A 23,206-nucleotide genomic window follows, 5' to 3' on the forward strand; every position below is an offset into this window, starting at 1 on the left:
TTCCCCCTATTACAAGATGCCCGCGAACGTCAAGATTGAACGGATGCCGACAAAAGATAGTGCCAAGAACACGGCTCCAGAGACGTAGCTCATGAAGTGCTGTGAACGCGGCGACTGTGTGATTCCCCACGTGATGGCAAACGACCAGAGACCGTTCGCGAAGTGGAACGTAGCCGAGAGGATCCCGACTATGTAGAAGATGAGCATGAGCGGATTGTCGACGATGTTTTGCATCATCTCCGCATTGACCTCGACGCCACGCAACTTCGCCAAGCGCGTTTCCCAAACGTGCCACGCGATGAAGATGACGAGGAATACGCCCGTGAAGCGTTGGATCATGTACATCCAGTTCCGCGCGTATGAGTATCGGTTCGTGTTGATCGAACCGAGGAAGGCGTAATACACGCCGTACACACCGTGGAAAATCATCGGCAAAGCGATGATTGTCACTTCAAGGAAGTACAAGTACGGTAAGCTCTCCATAAATTTTGCTGCCTTGTTGAACGATTCCACCCCATCGACGATATAGTAGTTGACCGACAAATGGACGATCAAAAACAGGCCGATTGGAATGACCCCAAGTAGCGAATGGACTTTACGACTGAAATAGTCACGACGCGCTGCCATTCTAGTTCCCCCTTTTCACGAGCCCTTGGCTCGTTTTGTAAATAAAAGCGTTTTCAAATGTAAATATAGCTTTCTGTCTCCTATTCTACTCTTGTGAAATTTGTATGACAAGATAACCTAGCCGATTTGTCCCACATTCTTTTAGAAAATACCCGGTGACCAAATCCAAATTTGTCGTTATAATAGTATAGAAAGATTGGAGTGATGGAATAAGATGGAAACGATGAGCCAACCCACTTTCGCGATCGAACTACTTCGCGACTATGTGTTGACAGATTTGCTTGGGGACGATTACGCCCAAGTCATCTATTGGTCCGGAAAACGGGTCGCCCGCAAATTCCCGACGATGCCGAATGAAGAACTGACTGCGTTCTTCTCGGAAGCCGGTTGGGGAGATTTGACGCTCGTGAAAGAGAAAGAGAGCAAGTTCGTGTTCGAACTCATCCCACCGCCTGCGACCCAAGCGAAAGCGAACGGGTATTACCAGCTTGAGGCTGGATTTTTGGCTGAACAGATTGCCGGGCGTTTCCAATGCGTCGCTGAAGGCTATGCCGACCCGGGGCGTCAGGCCGTCCACATCACCGTCCAATTAGACCGAAAAGATACGTACGAATAAGAAGAGCCGATGCGACCGTGATATGCTCCCCAATAGGTAGACAGATGAAATAACAAATCTGTTTATCTGATTGGGGAGTGTTTTTTTATGGCGAGAAGTCGGCATTCGATCGAACAAAAACTGAGTGCACTGCGTATGATGGAAGAAGAAAAATATACGTGGAAGGAAATTATGGAGGCTCATGACGTCTCTTGGGATACCCTCCGGGTATGGAAAGCCAAATTCGATACCGGTGGGATCGATGCGTTGAAGGAATCGAAGACATGGAGAGCTTACACCCGGGAACAGAAGGTCGCGGCCGTCCGTGATTATATCGACGGTCTCTCCAAAATGGAAACCCTCTCCAAACACCACATTAGTAGTTCGTCTGTTCTTCACAGATGGATTAAGCAGTATACTAGTCATAGCGAGTTAACAGATTCGAGAAAAGGGATGGATCGAGCTATGGCAAAAGGGAGAAAGACCACATTCGAGGAACGGATTGAAATCGTCAGGTACTGCCTGGAGAATGGACGGAACTATCAACGGACGGCCGAGATATTCGCCGTGTCTTACCAGCAGGTCTATGGCTGGACGAAAAAATATGATACCGACGGTGTGCACGGACTCGAGGACGGGCGCGGACGGACGAAGCAAGAAGAGGAACTGACCAACGAGGAAAAGCTGGAACGTCGCATCCAACAGATCGAGCGTGAGAACGAGCGCCTGCGGGCCGAGAACCTGTTCCTAAAAAAGTTAGAGGAGATCGAGAGGAGAGGTTGATCAGCCAGATCCGGCTACAGCTGCGATACACAGCCATCGAGGAACTGTCGGTAACCGACACGTTCTCGGTCGTGCTCCTTTGTGAGATCGCGCAGGTCTCACGGGCCGCCTATTATAAATGGTTGAAGCGTACCGTCTCGGTACGCGAAGAGGAGAACTCGAGCTTATTAGAGGACATCCGGCTTCTCTACGATCAAGTGAATGGGACCTATGGCTATCGCCGGATCACCATGACGGTCAACCGAAGACGACGCGAGCATGGCCTGCCGGCATACAATGAGAAGCGTATCTATCGTCTCATGCGTATCCATGAGATCCGTTCGGTCATCCGCCAGAAGCGAAAACGGTACAAAAAATCGTCACCGCAACATGTGGCCGAGAACTTGATGAACCGAGAATTCAGTGCGTCCCGACCGGACGAGAAATGGTGTACCGACGTCACCGAGTTCAAATATGGTGCCGGGAAGAAGGCATATCTGAGCGCGATCATCGACCTGTACGACGGCTCGATCGTCGCCTATCGTATCGGTAGGTCCAACAACAACGGGCTCGTCTTCCATACGATGATGCCAGCCATCGCGGGGCTCCGTACAGGAGCGAGTCCGATGATCCATAGTGACCGAGGGTTCCAATATACCTCGAGAGGGTTCAAACGCATGGTAGAAGACGCGGGAATGACCCACAGCATGTCTCGGGTCGGACGTTGTATCGACAACGCCCCAATCGAGAGTTTTTGGGGTACCTTGAAAGTGGAGATGTACTACTTGCGTGAGTTCCAGGCCTATAGCGAACTCACAACGGCCATCGAGAACTACATATCGTTCTACAACCACGATCGTTTCCAGAAACGACTAAACGGCTTGAGCCCTGTCGAATACAGGTCTCAAGCCGCCTAGGCTGGTTTTTATTATTTGCCCTGTCTACTTGACGGGGAGCAGTTCACCGCATCGGCTCTTTCTTATTCATCTGTCTCCTCATGCACATGCTCAAGCACGATTTGGGCGAGCTTTTCAGGTAGCCCCGCTTCTTTCAACTGTTCGAGCGAGGCGAGACGAATCTGTTTCATCGACCCGAAATGACGGATCAGTTGCTGACGCCGCTTCGGTCCGACACCCGGGATATCGTCGAGCACCGACTGCGTCATCTTCTTCGTCCGCAAGCTGCGGTGGAACGTGATGGCGAAACGGTGAACCTCGTCTTGCATCCGTTGCAACAGATAGAACGCGCTTGACCGCGAGTTCAATTCGACGACACTGCCGCCTTCACCGAACAGAAGCTGGCTCGTCCGGTGTCGGTCATCCTTCTTCAACGATCCGACCGGCAAATCGAGGCCGAACTCATTCTGCAACACGTCAAGGGCGGCATTCAACTGGCCGAGTCCCCCGTCGATCAATAGAAGATCCGGCAGACGTTTGTCCTCGGTCAACAATCGCCGGAAACGGCGGCGGACGACTTCGCGCATCGTCTCGTAATCGTCCGGTCCTTGGACGGTCCGGATCTTGTACTTCCGATATTCTTTCTTGAGCGGCTTGCCGTCCTCAAAGACGACGAGCGCCGAGACGGCGTCAGCCCCTTGGATGTTGGCATTATCGATGATGTCGACGCGCGACAAGTTCGGGATACCGATCGCCTCACCGAGTTCACGCATCGCGAGCAATGTCCGCTCTTCATCACGCGCGAGCAGTTCGAACTTCTCGTTCAAGGCGATGCCCGCGTTCTTCGTCGCGAGCTCGAGCAACTGTCGTTTCGCCCCACGTTTCGGTTGCATCACTTTCGTCCCGAGCGCCTCGACTAACAAGTCGATCCGGACAATCTCTGGGACGAGTACTTCTTTCGGCAACACGTTCTGCTCATAGAACTGGACGATGAAGCTCTCGAGTTCTTCTGACGGTTCTCCGTGGAGCGGGAACAAGGAGACGTCGCGTTCGATCATCTTGCCGCCGCGCATATAGAACACTTGGACGCACATCCAGCCCCGGTCGAGCGTATAGCCGAAGACGTCGCGCGCCGTCGGGTCGGCCGTGATCATGTTCTGTTTGTTCATGATCGATTCGACGGCCCGGATCTGATCGCGGAGCTCGGCCGCCCGCTCGAACTGCATATCCTCGGCCGCCTGGTGCATATCGACTTGGAGCTTGGCGAGCGTCTCGCTCGTCTCCCCGTTCAAGAAACGGCGGATCTCTTGGACGATCGACTTCTGCTCGTCGGTGTCGACGGCGAGTTCACAAGGACCGAGACATTGGTCGATGTGGTAGTACAGACAGAGCTTCCGTGGCATCGGCTGACATTTCCGGAGCGGATACAGTTTGTCGAGCAACCGTTTCGTCTCGTTGGCGGCGTAGGCGTTCGGGTATGGCCCGAAGTAATGGCCGCCGTCCCGTTTCAACTTACGTGTCGTGAGCAGCCGCGGGTACGGCTCGTTCGTGACTTTAATATACGGATACGACTTGTCGTCTTTCAACCGGATGTTGTATTTCGGGTCGTGTTTTTTTATGAGCGTCATCTCGAGCAAGAGTGCCTCGAGCTCGCTCGCCGTGACGATATATTCGAAGTCACGGATCTCGGCGACGAGACGCATCGTTTTAATATCGTGCGCCCCGGTAAAGTACGAACGGACGCGGTTCTTTAAGTTTTTCGCTTTCCCGACGTAGATGATCTCACCGTACTCGTTCTTATGCAAGTAACAGCCCGGTTCGTCCGGGAGCAGCGCCAATTTATGTTTAATGTGGTCAGTTTGACTCAAATTTTATCACCTCAGTTTAGCTTCCTCCAAGACGGGAAAAAATTGGTGTAGTCTCAGAGGGAGGGTTTTTGATGAAACGATATGACGTAATCATCATCGGCAGCGGTTCGGCAGCGAGCCAAGCCGCGAGCGTTTTACGCGACGCCGGTAAACGGATTGCCATCGTCGAGAATTGGACGTTCGGCGGGACGTGCCCGCAACGCGGGTGCGATCCGAAAAAGATGCTCGCGGAAGGGGCGGAACTCATCTCCAAAGTCGAACGCATGAAACCGCTCGGCGTCAAAGGAGACATCACGCTCGACTGGCACGCCTTCAAGCGACGTGTCGATGAATACCGCTTCGCCATCCCGACGACGAAGATGCACAAGTGGAAAGAAGATGACATCGACTTATACGAGGGCGAGCCCCACTTTATCGATGAGGATTCGATCGTCATCGAAGGCCATGAGATCTCGGCGCATCAATTTTTGATCGCGACCGGCCAACTTCCGCGCGCACTCGACATCCCAGGCGGTGAAGACGCCATCACGAGCGACGACGTGTTCGACCTTGAGGACGTGCCCGAGCGGATCACCATCGTCGGTGCCGGATATATCGCGTTCGAGTTCGCGCACATTCTCCGCCGGTTCGGCAGCGCTGTCACGCTCCTCATCCGGTCGCGGGCACTTAAACAATTCGACCGAAAAATTGTGAAGCGGCTCATCGATGAGACGATCCACATCGGCATCGACGTCCGGTTCGGGCTCGAGCCCGTCAAGCTCGACGGGAACATCTTGACATTATCAGATGACTCTACCCTAGAAGGGCTCGTCCTTAACGCCACGGGTCGTATCCCGAGCATCGAGCGGCTGCGGTTGGATGCGGCCGGCATCGAGGCGGACAAGGACGGGATCACCGTCAACGGCTATTTACAGACGACGAACGCGAACGTCTATGCGGCCGGCGACGTCGCCAAAAGTCCGAACCCGGCGCTCACCCCGTTTGCCGGGCAAGAAGGACGGATAGCCGCCCTTAACCTGTTGCGGAACAACACACGTCCATTGCCGGAGCGTCCGGCCCCGACGGTCGTGTTCACGACGCCGCCAATCGCCAAAGTCGGTCTGACGGTCGACGAGGCAAAATCACTCGGGATCGACTATGAATGCAGGGACAATGACATGTCCCACTTTCTTACGTATGAACGGGTCAATGACGCGACCGCCTTCTCGCGCGTCTTGCTCAGCAAAGACGGCCACGTCATCGGCGCTCACTTGATCGGGCAACACGCGCCCGAGCTCATCAACTTGTTCTCGTTCATTATACAAAACAATATCAGCCATCAACACGTTAAGCACTTAGAGTTCGCCTATCCGACGTCCGCCTCTGATTTGACACACTTGATGTAAAAAAAGGCTCTTCCATGTCGTATGGAAGAGCCTTTCGTCATTCGATCCCTTTTTCCTTATCTTCTTTGAGCGCGTCCTGTAACGACTTCTCCCAAAGTGCGACGCCATTAGAGTGAGCCGCCCGAGCGATCAAGTGTCCGCCGACCGGTGCGGTCAACAAGACGAAGAACAAGCCGAGCAAGAGGCGCGCATCGAAGATACGTTGGTCGACCCAGACGTGGAGCACCGCCGCGAACAAGACGAACATGACGCCAAGCGTCGCCGACTTCGATGCCGCGTGCGTCCGGGAATAGACGTCCGGCAAACGGATGAGACCGATCGCCGCAACGACCGTGAAGAACACTCCGATGATCGTGAAGACGCCGGTCAATATATCAAAGATCGTTGTCGCGGTCATGTTGGATGATCTCCCCTCTCTCTAAGAATTTCGAGAATGCCACCGTACCGATGAAGGCGAGGATACTGAGCAAGAGGATAACCTCGAAGAAGATCGTCGTATCGAGCAAGATCGACAACAGCGCGACGACCGAGATCAACGCGATCCCGATCGAGTCGAGCGCGATGACGCGGTCGGCTGTCGTCGGCCCTTTGACGACTCGGTACAGCATACCGAGCATAGCAAACAAAAGAATGGCGAGCGCAATGTAAATTAAAATATCTAATATGCTCATTCCGTCGCCTCCTTAATGGTTGATTCAAAGTTATTGTAGATGTCGCGTTTGAGCGCCTCTTTATCCGGCATGTTGAGTGCGTGGATATAAAGTATTTTATTATCTTTCGAGACTTGGACGACGAGCGTCCCTGGTGTGAGCGAGATCAGCATCGACAACAGGCTGATTTTCCAACCCGAGCGCAGTGACGTTTCATATCGGAAGATACCAGGTTGAATCTTCAATTTCGGGCTCAAAACGAGACGTAACACCTCGAAGTTCGCCATGACGAGCTCACGTGCGAAAATCAAGAACAGCTTGAACAGCTTGATCACACGTGTGAAGTAAAAGCCCGTACCTTCAGATTTGAAGAACCGCCGCATCATGAAGATGACGAGCAACCCGAGCAAGTAACCGACGAGAAACCCGCTCGTCGTGAACGTACCCGTGAAGAACATCCAGATGAACGCCAAGAAAAAGTTGATGAGTAGTTGGTAAGCCATGTCTAAATCACTCCTTAATCACGGCATCGATGTAGATTTCCGGGTCGACGAGCGGTTCGATTGCCTGGGTAATAAACGGATGCATCGCCTCGGCCCCGAATCCGTACGCGACGGCCACTGCCACGAGTAACAACGTCGGCACGATGAGTCGGTTCATATACGGGACGAGCGGACCGTCATAGACGCGTCTCTCTTCTCCCCAGAAGCCATAGAGGAAAATCTTAATGACCGAGAACAGGACGAACAAGCTCGACAGCAAGATGAGAAGCGGGCCGAACAAGTCGCCGTCGGCCACCCCGCCTTGAACGATCAACAATTTACCGAAGAAGCCACTGAGCGGTGGAATGCCGGCGAGTGACAACGCGGCGATGAAGAACGTCCATCCGAACAGCGGGAACCGGGTGATCAATCCACCCATGTCGCGAAGTTGACCGGAACCGGTGATCCCGATCATCATCCCGACGAGCATGAACAAGGCGGCCTTGATGAGCATGTCGTGAATCAAATAGTAGAGCGCCCCTTCGAGCGACGTCTGCGTATTGAGAGCGATCCCGTAAAGGATGACGCCGACCGCGATCATGATGTTGTAGATGATGATCAACTTCACATCGTTATAGGCGATCGCCCCGGTCATCCCGATGACGATCGTCAGCACGGCAAGCACGATCAAGAACGTCTGCATGAACGACCCTGTGTCGAACAAGAGCGTGTACGTCCGTAAGATCGAATAGACGCCGACTTTTGTGAGCAAGGCACCAAACATTGCGAGAATCGGCGTCGGGGCAACGACGTACGATCCAGGCAGCCAGTAGTGCAACGGGACGAGCGCCCCTTTCATACCGAAGACGATGACGAACAAGACACCGATGACGGTGATGACGTTTTGGTTTTCGACGAGCGGAATCTTCTGTGCCAAGTCAGCGAGACTGAGCGTCCCGACGACGCCGTAAAGAAGTGCGACGGCCATGACGAACAGCGCCGACGCGATGACGTTCACGAGCAAGTATTTGATCGACTCGCGCAACTGGACGCCTTTCCCACCGAGTACGATCAAGACGTACGAAGAGATGAGGAAGACTTCAAAGAAGACGAATAAGTTGAAAATATCGCCCGTCGTGAAGGCGCCGTTGACACCGACGAGTAAAAATAACATCGCGACGTACACGTAGTTCGATTCATAAGCGTCCGAGAAGTAATGCGTCGCAAACCAGACGATGAAGAATACGATCAACGTCGATGTTGTGACGAGCAGCGCCGACAACATATCCGAGACGAGCGTGATTCCGAACGGTGCGGGCCAATTCCCGAGGTTGACGGTCAAGATACCGTCTTGCGATACGGTGAAGACGAGCAACACCGATACCGCTAACGTGACAAGTAAAGCCCCGAGTGCCATCACACGTTGTAGGCGTACCTGTTTCGGTGCGAACATCAGGATGACGGCCGCAAGTGCAGGGATGACAATCGGAAAGATCGGTAAGTTAATCATTCGATTCCGTTCCTTTCATTTCCTCAATATTATCCGTGGTCAACTCCTGATACGTCCGATAAGCGAGTACCAAGAAGAACGCCGTCACACCGAAGCTGATGACGATCGCCGTCAAGACGAGCGCTTGCGGCAGCGGGTCAGTATATTCCGTGACCCCGTCGACGAGGACAGGTGCCGCTCCCGTCTTCAGTCCACCCATCGTCAAGACGAGCAAGTGGGCTGCGTGACTGAGCAGGCCGGTACCGATGATGATGCGCAACAAACTCTTTGAGAGAATCATGTAGACCGCGCTCATCGTCAGTACCCCGATGATGATGCTAACGAAGATTTCCATTATTCACTCTCTCCAATCGTTTGAATGATCGTCATCGTCACACCGATGACCACAAGGTAGACGCCTAAGTCAAAGGCGATGGCCGTGTGAAGCGTCTGTTCACCAAGGAGCGGCAAATCGAACTTGTCATAAGCGTGTGTCAGGAACGGACGATCCCAAAATATGCTGTGAAGCGATGTAAGCATCGCGATGACAAGCCCGAGTGCCGTCATGATCCGATAGTCGAACGGTAAAACTTTCGCAAGCGTCTTCGAGTCGAACGCGAGCAGTAACAACACGAGAGCAGCAGCCGTCATCAATCCACCGACAAACCCGCCGCCTGGCGAATAGTGCCCGGCGAAGAATAGGTTGATTGAAAACATGATGATGATGAAGAAGATGATCACCGCAGCCGTCTGTAAGATGACGTCATTCACTTGATCATTTTTCCGATTCATGTTCATGTGCTCCTTTCGTGCGTTCTGTCGTTCTAAACTTGATCATCGTATAGATTCCGATTGCCGCAATGGCGAGGACGACGATCTCGAACAGTGTATCAAAGCCCCGGAAGTCGACAAGGACGACGTTGACCATGTTCTTCCCGGCTGCTAAGTCGTAGACGTTCTCTTTATAATATTCAGAGATCGAAGACAACGACCGGTTCGATAGTGCCATGAAGCTGAGCAACATGACCGTCACCCCAACGATGACCGACACGATCGCGTTCTCCACTTTAAATTTGATGCGAACTTCTTTTCTGCTGATCTCCGGCATGTGATAGAACACGAGCAAGAACAAGGCGACCGATACCGTCTCGATGACGAGCTGCGTCAAGGCGAGGTCCGGTGCTCCAAAGAACACGAAGAACAAGGCGACCGAATAGCCGATGACCCCGAGCAAGATGATCGATGGCAGGCGTGAGCCCATGAACAGAATCGCGAGCGCCGCCAAAATGACGACCGCCCCGAGCACATATTCATACGGTGCGACAGCCTCCATCTCGCCGAACGAGAAGTTGAACAAGTCGAACCAGTACATCGAGAACAACAGCATCCCTGATAAGAACAGGAAGATGTAGATCAAGTAAGAACGGATGAAGCCGGTCATGTAGTTGTCTTTAAAGCGATAAGCCGCTTTGTTCGACCAGACGAGCGACCCGTCGTACATACCGTTCAGCGTCAACCGGTTCGGGATGTGGTTGTAAATCCCCATCCACTTGTTGATCGTGAAGAACATGAGCGTCCCGAGGGCGATGATCCCGAGCGTCATGAATAGCTCTGGAGTAAGTCCGTGCCAGAAGTAAATGTCGACTTTGACCTCTTGCCCGCTCGCGACGAGCGTCGGATAGATCGACTCGACGGCAGGCTTGATGAGCGAGTTCGACAACACGTTCGGAACGAAGCCGAGGACGACGACGAGGATGGCTAAAATGGCCGGCGGGATGAGCATCCCGATTGGTGCCTCGTGCGGCTGTTTCGGCAATTCATCGAACTTGGCTTTCCCCATGAACGTCCGTGTAAAGATGATCAAGCTATAGATGAACGTGAACACGCTCGCGATAAACGCGACGACAGGAATTAAGATCCCAATCGTATCAAGCGCGAAGAAGTCCATCGAGAACACTTTCGTCGTCGCCTTCAAGAACATCTCTTTACTGAGGAAGCCGTTGAATGGCGGTAACCCGGCCATCGACAATGAGCCGATGACGGCGATCGTGAACGTGATTGGCATGACGGTCATGAGACCGCCGAGCTTGCGGATGTCACGCGTGCCCGTCTCATGGTCGACGATCCCGACCATCATGAACAACGACCCTTTGAACGTGGCGTGGTTGATCAAGTGGAAGATGGCCGCGATTGTCGCGACCATAAAGATGTTGTCGTCAATCCCGTCATAGTGAAGCGCCGCGGCGCCAAGGCCGAGCAGCGACATGATGAGACCGAGCTGACTGACCGTCGAGAACGCGAGTATCCCTTTCAAGTCCGTCTGTTTGACGGCGTTGAATGATCCCCAGAACAACGTGAACGTTCCGACCGAGACGATGATCCATAGCCAGAGTGACGACTCTTGGAACACCGGACTCATCCGGGCGACCAAGTAGAGCCCGGCCTTGACCATCGTCGCCGAGTGCAAGTACGCACTGACCGGGGTCGGTGCTTCCATCGCGTCCGGCAACCAGATGTGGAACGGGAATTGCGCCGACTTCGTGAACGCCCCAAGCAAAATCAAAATCATGGCGGCGACGAAAAACGGACTTTCGGCGATAAGCGCCTGATTCGCGACCATGTCGCGGATGCTGAACGATCCGACGATCGACTCCAAGATGACGATCCCGCCGAGCATCGACAGACCACCGAACACGGTGATGAGCATCGACTTGCGGGCCCCATAGCGAGAGCGTTCTTTTTCATACCAATACCCGATCAACAGGAACGACGAAATCGACGTGAGTTCCCAGAACATGTACATGACGACCATGTTATCCGAGAGGACGACACCGAGCATCGCACCCATGAAGAGAAGCAAGTACACATAAAAGTGACCGAGCGACTCTTTATCTTTGTTCAAGTAGTAGATCGAATACAGGACGACGAGCGCCCCAATCCCTGTAATGAGGAGGGCAAACAGTAGTCCAAGCCCGTCCACGTAAGCGGTAAAGTTGATCCCGAGCGACGGCATCCACTCGACCGTTTCGCTCACGACGTCTCCCGCACTCGTGATTCCGATGAAGCGGAAGAAGTAGACGAACAGGAGTACCGGGACGACCAGCACGAACCAGCCCGTATGGATCCGTTTCAACGCCCGAAACAAAAACGGGATGAACGGTGCCGCGAGGAGCGGCAATAAGATAGCTAAATGTAACACCGACAAGAAAATTCCTCCTTCGAACAGAGTCTTACAACGATGAGGTCAAATATTAAGTTCATTTGACGCCATCACGTCTTCCTCATGAGTATAGCTTAAATTTTCAGGCTGTTTCCATGATAAAAGCTTCCCGCTTTTCTAGCCGCGGCTAAAAAAACCTGAACTGTTAAATATGAAGGGAGTCGACAAAAAACGACTAAAAAAAATTGAATTCGAACGCCATATGTAAGCTCTCTCAAGCCGGATTTCAAATGTGGATTCGCTCCCGTATCGATGGTAAACCTTAACCCAATTAATTCTTCGCTCGCTCACTAAACTCCTTCTTCCCTAACGAAGTAAACAAAAAACAGCCGATCGGTCTCCCAATCGGCTGTACGTTTTATTGTGCTGACGCGATAAACTCTTTAAGTGCTTCTTTTGGTTGGAAGCCCATTGTTTTCGAGACAGGTTGTCCGTCTTTGAACATCATGAGTGTCGGAATGCTTTGGATTTGGAAAGCGCCCGCTACTTCAGGGTTTTCGTCAACGTCGAGTTTAACGATTTGGACTTGGTCGCCCATCTCTTGATCGAGTTCTTCAAGAACCGGTGCGATCATGCGGCACGGTCCACACCATGCTGCCCAAAAATCAACGAGGACGACGCCCTCTTTCACTTCTTGTTCAAATGTTTGAGTCGTTGCGTGTTTAATAGCCATTTGGTAAATACCTCCCCAGTAAGATGAGACAGTTCAATTAAGAACTCTCTTGCATTTCATGTTCAGAGTATACCACGGAGGGTAACTTTCCCCAAACGTTATGCCCATCAGCTATTGACGAGGTGTTTTCGGAACTCTTCAGTCAAGAGCGGCACGACGTCGAACAAGTCGCCGACGATGCCGTAGTCGGCCACGCTGAAGATGTTCGCTTCCGGGTCTTTGTTGATGGCGACGATGACTTTGGCGTTGCTCATCCCGGCCAAGTGTTGGATTGCCCCGGAGATCCCGCAGGCGATATACAAGTCCGGCGTGACGACTTTACCCGTCTGTCCGATTTGGAGTGCATAGTCGCAGTAGTCCGCGTCACACGCTCCACGTGAAGCACCGACCGCGCCGCCGAGCAGTTCAGCGAGCTCTTCGAGCGGTTTGAAACCGTCCTCGCTCTTGACGCCACGTCCTCCGGCGACGATGACTTTCGCTTCTGCGAGATCGACTTTACCGGTCGCTTTACGGACGACTTCTTTAACGATCATAGCAAGGTCTTTCAATTCGACGGCCGGCGTCTCGACCGACACGCTCGCCCCCGCTTGACGCGGAAGTGCGTCGATGTTGTTCGGACGGATCGTGAAGAACATGACCGAATCTTTGAACTTCACTTTCTCGAACGCTTTACCCGAGTAGATTGGACGGACGAACTCGGCGTCTCGCCCTGAGCCTTCGATCGAGACGACGTCACTGATGAGACCGGCGTCAAGACGGGCCGCGAGTTTCGGTGCGATGTCTTTTCCGAGTGCAGTGTGACCGAGGACGATCATGTCCGGTCCTTCTTGGTCGATGACTTGGCGGAGCACTTGGCCGTAACCGTCCGGCGTGTAATGTTTGAGTCGCTCGTCTTCGATGACGAGGACGCGCGCTGCGCCGTACTCCCCGAGTTCAGTCGCGAGTGCTTTGACGTTATCCCCAATGACGACCGCCGTCACGTCGTCCGTCAGTTGCTTCGCTGCGGCGATCGCTTCAAATGATACGTTCCGTAACGCGCCTTCGCGCGCTTCTGCGAGTACTAAAGCTTTCATATGTGATGTCCCCCTTAAATGACTTTGGCTTCCGTGCGAAGTAATTGAACGAGCTCGCTCACTTGTGTCGATGTGTCCCCTTCAAGAATACGCCCCGCTTTCTTCTCTTCCGGCAAGAACCGTTCGATCGTCTCGATCTTCGCGCCGATCTCGTCTTCGTCGAGGTCGATGTCTGAGAGATCGAGTTCTTCGAGCGGCTTCTTCTTCGCCTTCATGATGCCTGGAAGGCTCGGGTAGCGTGGTTCGTTCAAGCCTTGTTGCGCCGTCACGAGGAGCGGCAGGTTGACTTCGATCACTTCCGTGTCCCCTTCGACGTCACGCGTGACCGTCGCCGTCGTGCCGTTGATGTCGAGCTTCGTGATCGTCGTCACGTAGTTCATGTCGAGCAACTCGGCGACGCGCGGCGCCACTTGTCCGCTACCGCCGTCGATGGCGACGTTACCGGCGAAGATGAGGTCTGGTGCTTGGTCTTTCAAATATGTGGCGAGCACTTTCGAGATCGTCACGTGATCCGCGTCCTCGACATCGTCCTCGATCGAGATACGGACCGCTTTGTCCGCACCCATCGCGAGCGCCGTCCGTAATTCTTTGTCCGCGTCGTCCGGTCCGACCGTCACGACCGTGACTTCTCCCCCGAGATCGTCACGCTTGCGGATCGCTTCCTCGACCGCATACTCGTCGTATGGGTTGATGATGAATTCGGCACCGTCTTCTTGAATCTCCCCGTTCTCAAGTTGGATCGCTTCTTCTGTATCGAACGTACGCTTCAGCAATACAAAAATATTCATCGTAGTTCCCCCTTATAAATTGTTCGCACCATCATTCATGAATCAGCATTCATTTTTTGAGCTAGCGAGAGGGCTTACGGTTAAGCAAGCCCTTTTTTCAACATATGGTGTACTTTCGGTAACGTCGACATCAAGTCGTACTTGAAGCCGCTCGCCATCCAACTCGTGACCACTTCATCGATCGTGCCGAAAATCATTTGTCGCGCCAGCCGGTAGTCGAGTTCCTGGTCAAACTCCCCGGTCTCGATGCCGTGCTTGACGACCGCATCGATCAAGTTCAAATACGGCTTCAACACTTCACTGATTTTTTGGCGGAGCGCCAAGTTCGACTGTCTGAGCTCGATTTGCGTCACGACGGCGAGGTCGTAGTCGACCGACAGCTGCTTGAGATGCGACTCAATCAACTGGTACAGCTTGTCGCCTGCCGTCGTCTCCTGCTCGATCTGTTGCTTCGAGTAGTCGATGAACAGGCCCATCTTCGTCTGGAACAGCTCGATCAACAGATGCTCCTTGTTTTTGAAGTACAAATAAATCGTTCCGTCCGCGACACCAGCCTCTTTGGCGATGGCTGTCACCTTTGCACCGTGATAACCATGGTCCGCGATTACTTTCACTGCCGCATCGATAATGCGGTCACTTTTTGATACATTCTTTTTCATAGACACCCATGCTCCTTATTGCTGCAGAAAAATGAATGATGGTTCATTCATTTATTATTCTATCATGTCAAAGAGAGGTGTCAACTGCTTTGTTTCACTTGTTTCGCCTTCTCTTCGTCGACGAGGACGCGGCGCAGGATCTTACCAACGAACGTCTTCGGCAACTCGTCACGGAATTCATACAGCTTTGGTACTTTATACGCCGCGAGCTTTTCACGGCAATGCTTGTCGAGCTCGTCTTCGGTCACATTTACCCCGTCCCGCGTGACGATGAACGCTTTGACCGTCTCACCCCGGTACGGATCCGGGACACCAATACAGACCGCTTCCTTAACGGCCGGATGTTCGTACAGCACTTCTTCGATCTCGCGCGGATAGACGTTGAAGCCGCCGGCGATGATCATGTCTTTCTTCCGGTCGACGATATAGAAGAACCCGTCCTCGCCCATATAGCCGAGGTCACCGGTCGCGAGCCATCCATCTTTCAAGACGGCCGCCGTCTCTTCTGGTTTTTGCCAGTAGCCTTTCATGACTTGCGGTCCATTCAGGAACACTTCGCCGATTTCACCGACTTCAGCCGGTGTCTCGCCGTCTGCCTTTACAATTTTAGCAGAAGTATCGGATAACGGCACCCCAATCGAGCCGACGATGCGTTTATCCCACAAGAAGTTGGCGTGCGTCACCGGTGACGTCTCGGACAACCCGTATCCTTCGACGATGCGCCCGCCCGTAATGTCCTCGAACTGTTCTTGCACTTCGACCGGGAGTGGGGCCGATCCTGATATACACGCCTCAATCGAGGACAAATCGTATTTCTTCAGTTTCGGGTCATTCAAGATGCCGACATACATCGTCGGTGCGCCTGGGAAGAAATGTGGTTTCTTCTTGTTGATCGTCTTCAAGACGTCGGTGACGTCAAAGCGCGGCACGAGAATGAGTTCATACCCGTTCGCCATCCCGAAGTTGAGGCAGCACGTCATGCCGTAGACGTGGAAGAACGGAACGACGCTCAAGACGCGCTTCTCGTCACCGCGGTTATATTTATAGAAGAAGTTCGAAATTTGGTCGACGTTCGCCGTCAAGTTGAAATGCGTCAGCATGACGCCTTTCGGCAGCCCGGTCGTCCCGCCCGTGTATTGGAGCACGGCGACGTCTTGTTTCGGGTCGATCTCGATCGGTTTGACCGGTCCAAAGTTCTTGAAGTCCTTGAACGCGACCGAACCCGTCGTATCGATGACGATATTGTTCTCACGTTTCACTTTGATCGGGTACAGCTTATTTTTCGGGAATGGCAGGTAGTCGGCAATACTCGTCGTGACGATCGTTTGAATGTCCGTCTTCTCTTTCACCCGGAGCGACTTCGGATAGAGGAGATCGAGCGTGATGACGATCTTCGCGCCGGAATCGGTGATCAAGTTTTCAAGCTCGTGCTCGGTGTAGAGCGGGTTCGTCTGGACGACAGTCCCACCGGCATACAGGACGGCGTAGAACGAGATCACGTACTGTGGGCAGTTCGGGAGCATCAGGCTGACCCGGTCCCCTTTTTGCAACCCTCTCGACTGCAACATCGTCGCCAAACGGTGGGCCGCATCATCGATTTGGGCAAACGTCAAATCCTTGCCGATAAACGAGACGGCGGTCCGGTCCGGGAAATCTTTAGCGGCGCGGCTGAGTGCCTCATAGAGTGGTTTCACCTCGTAGTCGATCGTTTCAGGCATGTCAGCTGGATAATCTTGTAACCACGGTTTTTCCATTGATTCTCCTCCTTAGAATGAATAGTCATTCAGTTAATTCCATTATAATGCTAAGAAAACGCTTTCATCTACCCTTTACCCGATAATTTTCAGAAAATATCGAAAAAAAGTGCATGGATTCAAAAATCCATACACTTTAGACGCGTCTGAAGTACGCTTCAGTTTGCTCTTCATTCCCAATTTTTTCATCCAATCGGGCAATCAACTCTTCTTCTTTCTCGATCGTCGAGAAGTCGATCCCGAGCCACGCTTCCATCTCGGGGCGAGAGAACGCGTACGTCCGGTTCGGGAACGCGAAACGGACGATCTCTGCATTGTGCACGAGCGTGAAGTATGTCGCGGCGTTACGGATGGCGAGTTGCTCCTGCTCGATGCGTTCAATCTCCGGATCATGATAACGAACGGTCAGCCCGTATGGACGTTTCTTCGTCTGTAGCTCGATTGACTTATAACAGTCGTGCATCGGCAACGTCTTGGCGATGCCGACGACGGCGTTGTTGTCGCCAACATATGTGTCATCGTATTGGAAAGCGCTCGGGGGCCGCTTCGAGGGATCACTACACCCTGAAAGTACAAACAACATTGCGACGACTAACAGACTGAACCGTTTCATGATACGTCCTCCTTAAGATTTGAGTTGCAGGTTGAAGCGGTAGAGCAGGCGTTTTGCGAGTAAGTGCGAGAGGAAACCGCCGATCAAGAAGCCGACGATGTACAGCGTGACACTTGTCGGGTACGAGATGGCCGAGAGAATGATGCCCCCGAGCATGGCGAAACAAAGGACCATGATGACATGGACGAGCCAGAGCCAACCCGTGAACATGAAGAAACGGCCGTTGTTCTCCTGCGGGGCCTGGTTGAACATGAGCAGGCCGAGACCGAACGTCAATCCGATGAAGAGGAGCGAACTAAGGATCCCAACCGTTGTAAAGTCATGCCACACCGAATTATCGGTAAATAAGTTATACACGTCGACATTCACGATGTTCACAAGTGGTGACACGATTCGCATCGGGAGGCTCTCCAATGCTGCTGAGTACCAGTCGTACGATACATATCCCGTAATCGCTTGAATCGACCCATTTACTAAGGTCAAGATTCCGATTGGGAACAAGAAAGCGACGATCGACCAAAGCACCTGAGAGATCGCCTCGCCTCCGAATGAGCCCATCCAAAGCGATAACGTGAAGACGGAAATGCCAATCAAGATGATCAAACCGAGGATTGCGGTCACTTTCAACGTCTGCCCTTCAATCAAGAACGCGTAGCGAGACGAGTGAATCAGGACGAGCATGGCCGCTCCGCCGATGAGTGAAGATAAGATGATGCCACTGACGCCAATCAACCATTTTGATATGTACAGCTGGTTGCGGCTGAATGGGAGCGACATCGAAAAGTCAGACATTTGGCTGTTACGCTCGCTACCGATTAAGACAGATGCCATCAAGAACCCGAACACGACATAAAGGAAGACGACTGTCCCAATCGGCAAGAGTGAACCTAAGTCACCAATCCAAAATCCTGCCCCTGATGTCCTATTAAAAAAGTCCTCAGTCGTCAACGTGGCGATGTCATTCGGTGTCCCTTCCTGATACTGTGAAGGATTTTGTCGAATATCACGAATCTGTTCATCATAAAATTGCATCTCGGTAAACACCGGCACCGTATAGGCAAGGACCCCGAGCCCGATGAGTAACATCCATAAGAGCGATACTTGTTTCCAATCTTTCTTTAATAGAACTTTAGACAACATTCGCCTCACCTCCTAATTGGACACGGAAGATGTCTTCGAGCGACATCGGAATCTCTTCGACGAGCATCGGCTTGTAGCTGTCGACAAACGCCTCAAGTTCATCCGAGCGCTCACGCGCCATGAATAAGACGACGCGTCCCGTCACGTTGATGATTTCGATATCTTTCCGTTCGAGCAGTTCGACCGGCACTTGGTCATTGAAAACGACTTGCCACTTGACGCTCAAGGCGCGTGCCTCTTCGAGTGTCATGACCGCCTTGACATGACCTTTCTCAATCATGATGACACGGTCGGCGATCCGTTCGAGCTCGTGCAGCTGGTGGCTCGAGACGATGATCGAGCAGTTGCGCGCCTCGACTTGGGCGATCATCAATTTCAAGACGTCGGACTTGGCGACGACATCGAGTCCATCAGTCGGTTCATCGAGCAGGTAATAGCTCGCTTTGACGGCGAAGGCGAGCGAGAGTGTCACCATCGCCTTCTGCCCTTTCGACAGCTGACGAATCTTTTTATTTTCGATGTTATAGCGCGTGAGTGTTTCTCTGAAAATCGAGCGATTGAATGAAGGATAGATGGACTCGTATAAAGCAGCAGCCTCGTCCACCGTGTAGTGTTTGAGCGCATCGGCCGAGTCTGGCACGAAGATGACGTCCCGTTTGAGCGATGGCGTGTTAAAAATACTTGTCTTTCCATATAAGACGTCTCCTGTGTCCGGTCGGATGATGCCGACCATCGTCCGGAGGAGCGTCGTCTTGCCAGCCCCGTTTCGTCCGACGAGGGCGATGATTTCCCCGGCGTTGACGGTGAAATCGATGCCGTTTAAGACGGTCTGGCGGTCGATTTTCTTACTCAGTTGCTTTACGGTCAGCATGGTTCTCCCCTACTTTCTTATACTCTGTCTCAAATAGCGTCATCGCTTCTTTAAGCGACACGTTCGCGTAATGGCAATCGATAGCGAGCTTTTGGATGGCTGCGACGACCGGCGCTCGTGACGCGTCCTGATCAATCCAGTCCATGGAGACGAACGTCCCGCGCCCGCGATGCATCTCGAGAAGTCCGAGCCGCTCGAGTTCTTGGTACGCCTTGCTGACGGTGTTTGGATTGATGACGAGGTCCGTCGCGAGCTCACGGACCGACATGACTTTGTCGCCTGGTCGTAAGATGCCGCGGATGACGAGCGCTTTCGTCTGATTGACGATTTGTTCATATAAAGGTTCTGCACTTTTCATATCGATCTTATATAACATGGGTCACACCCTCTCTTATAAACGTGGTATAAGTGTATTATATGTATTAGTACACGTAAAAGCAATAGTTCTTAGAGGGCACTTTCAGTTTACAGGGAATTGGGAATAAATAGAATACGACTTTGGACCGAGACGGGATTCGGTCTTTTCGGGTACATTGTAGTAGAGGTGAACAGAAAATGAAGAAAAGGTTGTTAATTGGCGCAGTCGGCTTGCTCGTCGCCGGATCGATGTACGGGAGAAGCGAAGCGACGGAGCGCTATACAGACTACATCTATGACACGTACGGGGAGCGTGTCGATGTCGACGTATCACAGGACTGGAAACTGACTGGATACAAGGCGACGTTCAAACTGGAGACGACACCGCTTCGCGGGACGTATTCCGCGCGGACGTATGGGGACGGCACGATCCAGGACGATGTCATGCCTGCCTACTGGGTAAAAGAAGCCGAGACGACGCTACACGACCGACTCGTCACCTCGAACGTCTTGTCACGTGAAGAGACGGTCCGGGCGAACGTACCGGAAGACGCGGTGCGAATGCGCGACGTAAATACAAAGAAACCGACGTCTATCTTCGAACTGAATCCAGAGACGTTTTTAGGCGTCTCCGTGATGTTGCACGAAGCATGGAACGACACCAATGAACAGAAACAGCGCGTGCTCGACATCATCCGTCTGCTCGAGGACGACGTGGAGTCGATCCATTTCTCGTTCGACGGGACTCCGAACGAGGATGACGACTTCACCGAGCGCTATTTGAACGTATCACGAACGCCCCAAGCCGGCGATCCGTCGTTCAATTCACTCCAAACGATCGACGACTTGAACCGCCACGACCGCTTATACGGCTTTGACAAGACGACGTTCATCAGCGAATACCGATTTGATGGGACAAAAATCGAGCGAGACACTGCCGACTAATCTGGTAGTGTCTTTTTTCGAGTCGTCTTGCTTTACAGACAGCGGTCGACTTGCTAACATTTGACTTGTCAATGATTGATGAGTCAAACATGAAAGGTGGGACGCAATGGAACTACGAGACATGAGTCGATTACTTTATCAAATCAAACTCGCCGACCAGCGCGTCGCGACATCGTTCGAGCGCGAGACAGGCTTCAGCCTGACCCGCTACGAGATGCTCATGATCGTCAACGACAAAGGCGTCTGCTCGCAAAGCGAGATTCAACAAGAGATGAAGATCGACAATGCGGCGATCACCCGTCACTTGAAGATCCTCGAGGAGAAAGGCCATGTCCAACGTGAACGGAACGTCGCGAACAACCGCGAAGTGTTCGTCCGCTTGACGGAGACAGCGGCACGCGAGTTGCAGCACTGTGAACAAAACCATGATCAGACGAACCATTTGATCGCCAAAGTATTATCGGAGTCGGAGATGCAACAGCTATCCACCCTGTTACAAAAATTAAACAACATTTAAAGAGAGAAAGAGGAGATTACCCATGGCAACTACATTTGAAAACAACACATTAACGGACGTAATGCTCGACAGAAAATCAATTCGCGTCTATGACGAAACGGTCAAAATTCCACAACTCGAAATGCTCGAGATGATCCAAGAAGCGACGACTGCTCCGTCGTCAGTCAACATGCAACCATGGCGCTTCGTCGTCGTTGAGAGCCCGGAAGCGAAAGAGACGCTCAAACCGCTCATCCGCTTCAACGTCCGTCAAAACGATACATCGGCCGCGATGCTTCTCATCTTCGGTGACATGGAATGCTACGAGCTCGGCGAAACGATCTACGACCAAGCCGTCGCTGAAGGCAAGATGCCGCAAGAAGTACGCGACCAACAACTCGACGCCATTATCCCTTACTACAAAAACTTGTCGAAACAAGAGATGAACGATATCGTCAAAATCGACTCAAGTTTGGCTGCGATGCAGTTCATGCTCGTCGCCCGTGCCCACGGTTACGACACGAACCCGATCGGTGGGTTTGAGAAAGACCAGCTCGCAGAAGCATTCGGAATGGACAAAGACCGTTACGTACCGGTCATGATCCTCTCAGTCGGTAAAGCGGCAGAAGCAGGTTACCAATCGGTCCGTCTCGACGCTGAAACAATCACAAACTTCAAGTAATCGGAGGAATTCAACATGATCTTAGTCAACGCCATTTTTGATGTGAAAGAAACAGAATTTGACAACTTCTTAGCCGATATCAACAAGCTCATCGACTCGTCGAAACAAGAAGCAGGCTGCTTGAGCTATGAGCTCTATCAGTCGACGACGTCAGAGAACCGGTTCGTCATGATCGAGAACTGGGCCGACCAAGCGGCAATCGAACGCCACAACCAAAACCCGGACTTGATCGCTTTCGCTCAAAACGTAGCCAACTACGTGACGGCGAAACCGGTGCTCCATGTGACGGAAGTCGCTTCGACCAACTAACATGTCTTCGCTCACACTCGTCCTCGGAACGCTCGTCGCGCTCGAATTCTTCTACATCTTGTATTTAGAGACGTTCGCCACTCGTTCGAAAACGACGGCTCGCGTCTTCAACATGACGGAACAAGAGCTCGCGCGCGACTCCGTGTCGGTGCTGTTCAAGAACCAAGGCGTCTATAACGGATTGATCGGTGTCGGATTGTTATACGGTCTCTTCGTGAGTCAATCGATTGAAATCGTCACGATGATCCTCATTTATATCGTGCTCGTCGCTTTGTATGGCAGTGTGACGAGTAATAAGAAAATCATCCTCACGCAAGGTGGATTGGCGATTTTGACGCTGCTGTCCATGTTGTTGTGACACCAAAAAGTTCTCCCTCCAAGGAATTGGAAGGAGAACTTTTTTAATGGTGCGGTTCTGTCACGGCTTCGACCGGTGCAGCCCCTTCATATAAAGCGGCCCATTCGGCTTCCGTCAACTCTCCGACGATAAACTGCTTCGCCGGGAAGATGGTCGAACCGTCCGCCTGGGCATGGATGCGGGCGATGTAGAGCCCGTCCTCTTTGACGGACGTCGTCAGTTCATACGTGCCGTCATCGAGACGTGCCGCCTCCTGCATCCCGTAGGATAACGTCCCGTCCGCTTTCTGTAATTCAAGATGCACGAAGTCTGGTGCGACGTTACCCTGTTTCGTCAAGCCGATCTCAAACGTGATCGGCTCCCCCGCTTCGACGACTTCCGGAAAATCGAGCGTCGCTTGGAGCGGCGTCTGTTGTTTATAGTGTTCAGTCGCATCTGGGTTGACCGCACAGGCGGACAACGCCATGACGGCCACGAGACCGATTCCGAGTATGATTCGTTTCATCGTCATTCC

At 52.5% G+C, this 23,206-nt stretch carries 27 protein-coding genes; 8 read left to right on the forward strand and 19 right to left on the reverse strand.

The window, feature by feature from the left end:
• Positions 1-9: 9 nt before the first annotated feature.
• Entirely contained in the window at positions 10-627 is a 618-nt protein-coding gene (locus EVJ24_RS08615; protein ID WP_071399350.1) for a succinate dehydrogenase cytochrome b558 subunit, read from the reverse strand.
• 223 nt (positions 628-850) lie between these two features.
• On the opposite strand from EVJ24_RS08615, the gene EVJ24_RS08620 reads away from it, so the two are divergent.
• Positions 851-1,243 (forward strand): YslB family protein, encoded by a 393-nt coding sequence (locus EVJ24_RS08620; RefSeq protein WP_236637606.1) that lies wholly within the window; start codon positions 851-853, stop codon positions 1,241-1,243.
• Positions 1,244-1,330: 87 nt separating this feature from the next.
• A protein-coding gene (locus EVJ24_RS08625) for an IS3 family transposase (RefSeq protein ID WP_131440985.1) occupies positions 1,331-2,901 on the forward strand; the annotation gives its coding sequence in 2 pieces (ribosomal slippage) (positions 1,331-1,970 and positions 1,970-2,901; 1,572 coding nt in all).
• Between the two features lie 62 nt (positions 2,902-2,963).
• On the opposite strand, the gene uvrC is transcribed toward EVJ24_RS08625, so the two are convergent.
• On the reverse strand, positions 2,964-4,748 hold the full coding sequence (gene uvrC, locus EVJ24_RS08630) for an excinuclease ABC subunit UvrC (protein WP_071399348.1): 1,785 nt from the start codon (positions 4,746-4,748) through the stop codon (positions 2,964-2,966).
• A 71-nt stretch (positions 4,749-4,819) separates the two neighbouring features.
• Here uvrC and EVJ24_RS08635 point away from each other — a divergent pair, with 71 nt between their 5' ends.
• Positions 4,820-6,133, forward strand: coding sequence for a dihydrolipoyl dehydrogenase family protein (locus EVJ24_RS08635; RefSeq protein ID WP_071399347.1), 1,314 nt, complete (start codon positions 4,820-4,822; stop codon positions 6,131-6,133).
• 37 nt (positions 6,134-6,170) lie between these two features.
• On the opposite strand, the gene mnhG is transcribed toward EVJ24_RS08635, so the two are convergent.
• The 16 genes from mnhG to EVJ24_RS08715 form a co-directional block, all read right to left on the reverse strand.
• Entirely contained in the window at positions 6,171-6,530 is a 360-nt protein-coding gene (gene mnhG / locus EVJ24_RS08640) for a monovalent cation/H(+) antiporter subunit G (RefSeq protein WP_071399346.1), read from the reverse strand.
• Positions 6,508-6,804 carry a Na(+)/H(+) antiporter subunit F1 gene (locus EVJ24_RS08645; RefSeq protein WP_173647396.1) on the reverse strand — a complete coding sequence of 99 codons (297 nt, stop codon included), beginning with the start codon at positions 6,802-6,804 and terminating at the stop codon, positions 6,508-6,510. The genes mnhG and EVJ24_RS08645 overlap by 23 nt, the downstream gene beginning before the upstream one ends.
• A complete protein-coding gene (locus EVJ24_RS08650; protein WP_071399345.1) occupies positions 6,801-7,286 on the reverse strand; it encodes a Na+/H+ antiporter subunit E in 486 nt (161 codons plus the stop codon). Before EVJ24_RS08650 ends, EVJ24_RS08645 begins: the two co-directional genes overlap by 4 nt.
• 7 nt (positions 7,287-7,293) lie before the next feature.
• Positions 7,294-8,775, reverse strand: a complete 1,482-nt coding sequence (locus tag EVJ24_RS08655; RefSeq protein ID WP_071399344.1) for a Na+/H+ antiporter subunit D — start codon at positions 8,773-8,775, stop codon at positions 7,294-7,296.
• Positions 8,768-9,109, reverse strand: a complete 342-nt coding sequence (locus EVJ24_RS08660) for a Na(+)/H(+) antiporter subunit C (RefSeq protein WP_071399343.1) — start codon at positions 9,107-9,109, stop codon at positions 8,768-8,770. Before EVJ24_RS08660 ends, EVJ24_RS08655 begins: the two co-directional genes overlap by 8 nt.
• Positions 9,109-9,546 (reverse strand): Na(+)/H(+) antiporter subunit B, encoded by a 438-nt coding sequence (locus tag EVJ24_RS08665; protein ID WP_071399342.1) that lies wholly within the window; start codon positions 9,544-9,546, stop codon positions 9,109-9,111. The genes EVJ24_RS08660 and EVJ24_RS08665 overlap by 1 nt, the downstream gene beginning before the upstream one ends.
• Entirely contained in the window at positions 9,530-11,959 is a 2,430-nt protein-coding gene (locus EVJ24_RS08670; protein WP_131440987.1) for a Na+/H+ antiporter subunit A, read from the reverse strand. The genes EVJ24_RS08665 and EVJ24_RS08670 overlap by 17 nt, the downstream gene beginning before the upstream one ends.
• A 373-nt stretch (positions 11,960-12,332) precedes the next feature.
• Complete coding sequence (gene trxA, locus EVJ24_RS08675; RefSeq protein WP_131440988.1) at positions 12,333-12,647, reverse strand: thioredoxin; 315 nt, start codon at positions 12,645-12,647, stop codon at positions 12,333-12,335.
• A gap of 107 nt (positions 12,648-12,754) precedes the next feature.
• The gene (locus EVJ24_RS08680; RefSeq protein WP_131440990.1) at positions 12,755-13,720 is read right to left on the reverse strand and encodes an electron transfer flavoprotein subunit alpha/FixB family protein; all 966 of its coding nucleotides are present in this window, start codon (positions 13,718-13,720) and stop codon (positions 12,755-12,757) included.
• A 14-nt stretch (positions 13,721-13,734) separates the two neighbouring features.
• The gene (locus tag EVJ24_RS08685; protein WP_131440992.1) at positions 13,735-14,508 is read right to left on the reverse strand and encodes an electron transfer flavoprotein subunit beta/FixA family protein; all 774 of its coding nucleotides are present in this window, start codon (positions 14,506-14,508) and stop codon (positions 13,735-13,737) included.
• 80 nt (positions 14,509-14,588) lie between these two features.
• Positions 14,589-15,167, reverse strand: coding sequence for a TetR/AcrR family transcriptional regulator (locus tag EVJ24_RS08690; protein ID WP_131440995.1), 579 nt, complete (start codon positions 15,165-15,167; stop codon positions 14,589-14,591).
• 80 nt (positions 15,168-15,247) lie between these two features.
• Positions 15,248-16,921 (reverse strand): AMP-binding protein, encoded by a 1,674-nt coding sequence (locus EVJ24_RS08695; RefSeq protein WP_071399338.1) that lies wholly within the window; start codon positions 16,919-16,921, stop codon positions 15,248-15,250.
• Positions 16,922-17,057: 136 nt separating this feature from the next.
• A complete protein-coding gene (locus EVJ24_RS08700) occupies positions 17,058-17,534 on the reverse strand; it encodes a DUF4825 domain-containing protein (protein ID WP_131440997.1) in 477 nt (158 codons plus the stop codon).
• A gap of 12 nt (positions 17,535-17,546) precedes the next feature.
• Entirely contained in the window at positions 17,547-18,674 is a 1,128-nt protein-coding gene (locus EVJ24_RS08705; RefSeq protein ID WP_131440999.1) for an ABC transporter permease subunit, read from the reverse strand.
• On the reverse strand, positions 18,664-19,545 hold the full coding sequence (locus EVJ24_RS08710) for an ABC transporter ATP-binding protein (RefSeq protein ID WP_131441001.1): 882 nt from the start codon (positions 19,543-19,545) through the stop codon (positions 18,664-18,666). The genes EVJ24_RS08705 and EVJ24_RS08710 overlap by 11 nt, the downstream gene beginning before the upstream one ends.
• Complete coding sequence (locus EVJ24_RS08715; RefSeq protein WP_131441003.1) at positions 19,520-19,921, reverse strand: GntR family transcriptional regulator; 402 nt, start codon at positions 19,919-19,921, stop codon at positions 19,520-19,522. Before EVJ24_RS08715 ends, EVJ24_RS08710 begins: the two co-directional genes overlap by 26 nt.
• 179 nt (positions 19,922-20,100) lie before the next feature.
• Here EVJ24_RS08715 and EVJ24_RS08720 point away from each other — a divergent pair, with 179 nt between their 5' ends.
• From EVJ24_RS08720 to EVJ24_RS08740, 5 genes are all read left to right on the forward strand, one after another.
• Entirely contained in the window at positions 20,101-20,847 is a 747-nt protein-coding gene (locus EVJ24_RS08720; RefSeq protein WP_131441006.1) for a hypothetical protein, read from the forward strand.
• A 106-nt stretch (positions 20,848-20,953) separates the two neighbouring features.
• Positions 20,954-21,364, forward strand: coding sequence for a MarR family winged helix-turn-helix transcriptional regulator (locus EVJ24_RS08725; RefSeq protein ID WP_131441008.1), 411 nt, complete (start codon positions 20,954-20,956; stop codon positions 21,362-21,364).
• A gap of 22 nt (positions 21,365-21,386) precedes the next feature.
• Entirely contained in the window at positions 21,387-22,025 is a 639-nt protein-coding gene (locus tag EVJ24_RS08730; RefSeq protein WP_131441010.1) for a nitroreductase family protein, read from the forward strand.
• A gap of 15 nt (positions 22,026-22,040) precedes the next feature.
• A complete protein-coding gene (locus EVJ24_RS08735; RefSeq protein ID WP_131441012.1) occupies positions 22,041-22,334 on the forward strand; it encodes a putative quinol monooxygenase in 294 nt (97 codons plus the stop codon).
• Between the two features lies 1 nt (position 22,335).
• Entirely contained in the window at positions 22,336-22,692 is a 357-nt protein-coding gene (locus EVJ24_RS08740; protein ID WP_131441014.1) for a DUF1304 domain-containing protein, read from the forward strand.
• 43 nt (positions 22,693-22,735) lie between these two features.
• Here the strand turns inward: EVJ24_RS08740 and EVJ24_RS08745 are convergent, their stop codons facing one another.
• Positions 22,736-23,197 carry a hypothetical protein gene (locus EVJ24_RS08745; protein WP_131441016.1) on the reverse strand — a complete coding sequence of 154 codons (462 nt, stop codon included), beginning with the start codon at positions 23,195-23,197 and terminating at the stop codon, positions 22,736-22,738.
• Between the last annotated feature and the right edge of the window lie 9 nt (positions 23,198-23,206).

Origin of the sequence: Exiguobacterium sp. SH1S21 (genome assembly GCF_004337175.1) — a bacterium.
Classification (GTDB): domain Bacteria; phylum Bacillota; class Bacilli; order Exiguobacteriales; family Exiguobacteriaceae; genus Exiguobacterium; species Exiguobacterium aurantiacum_A.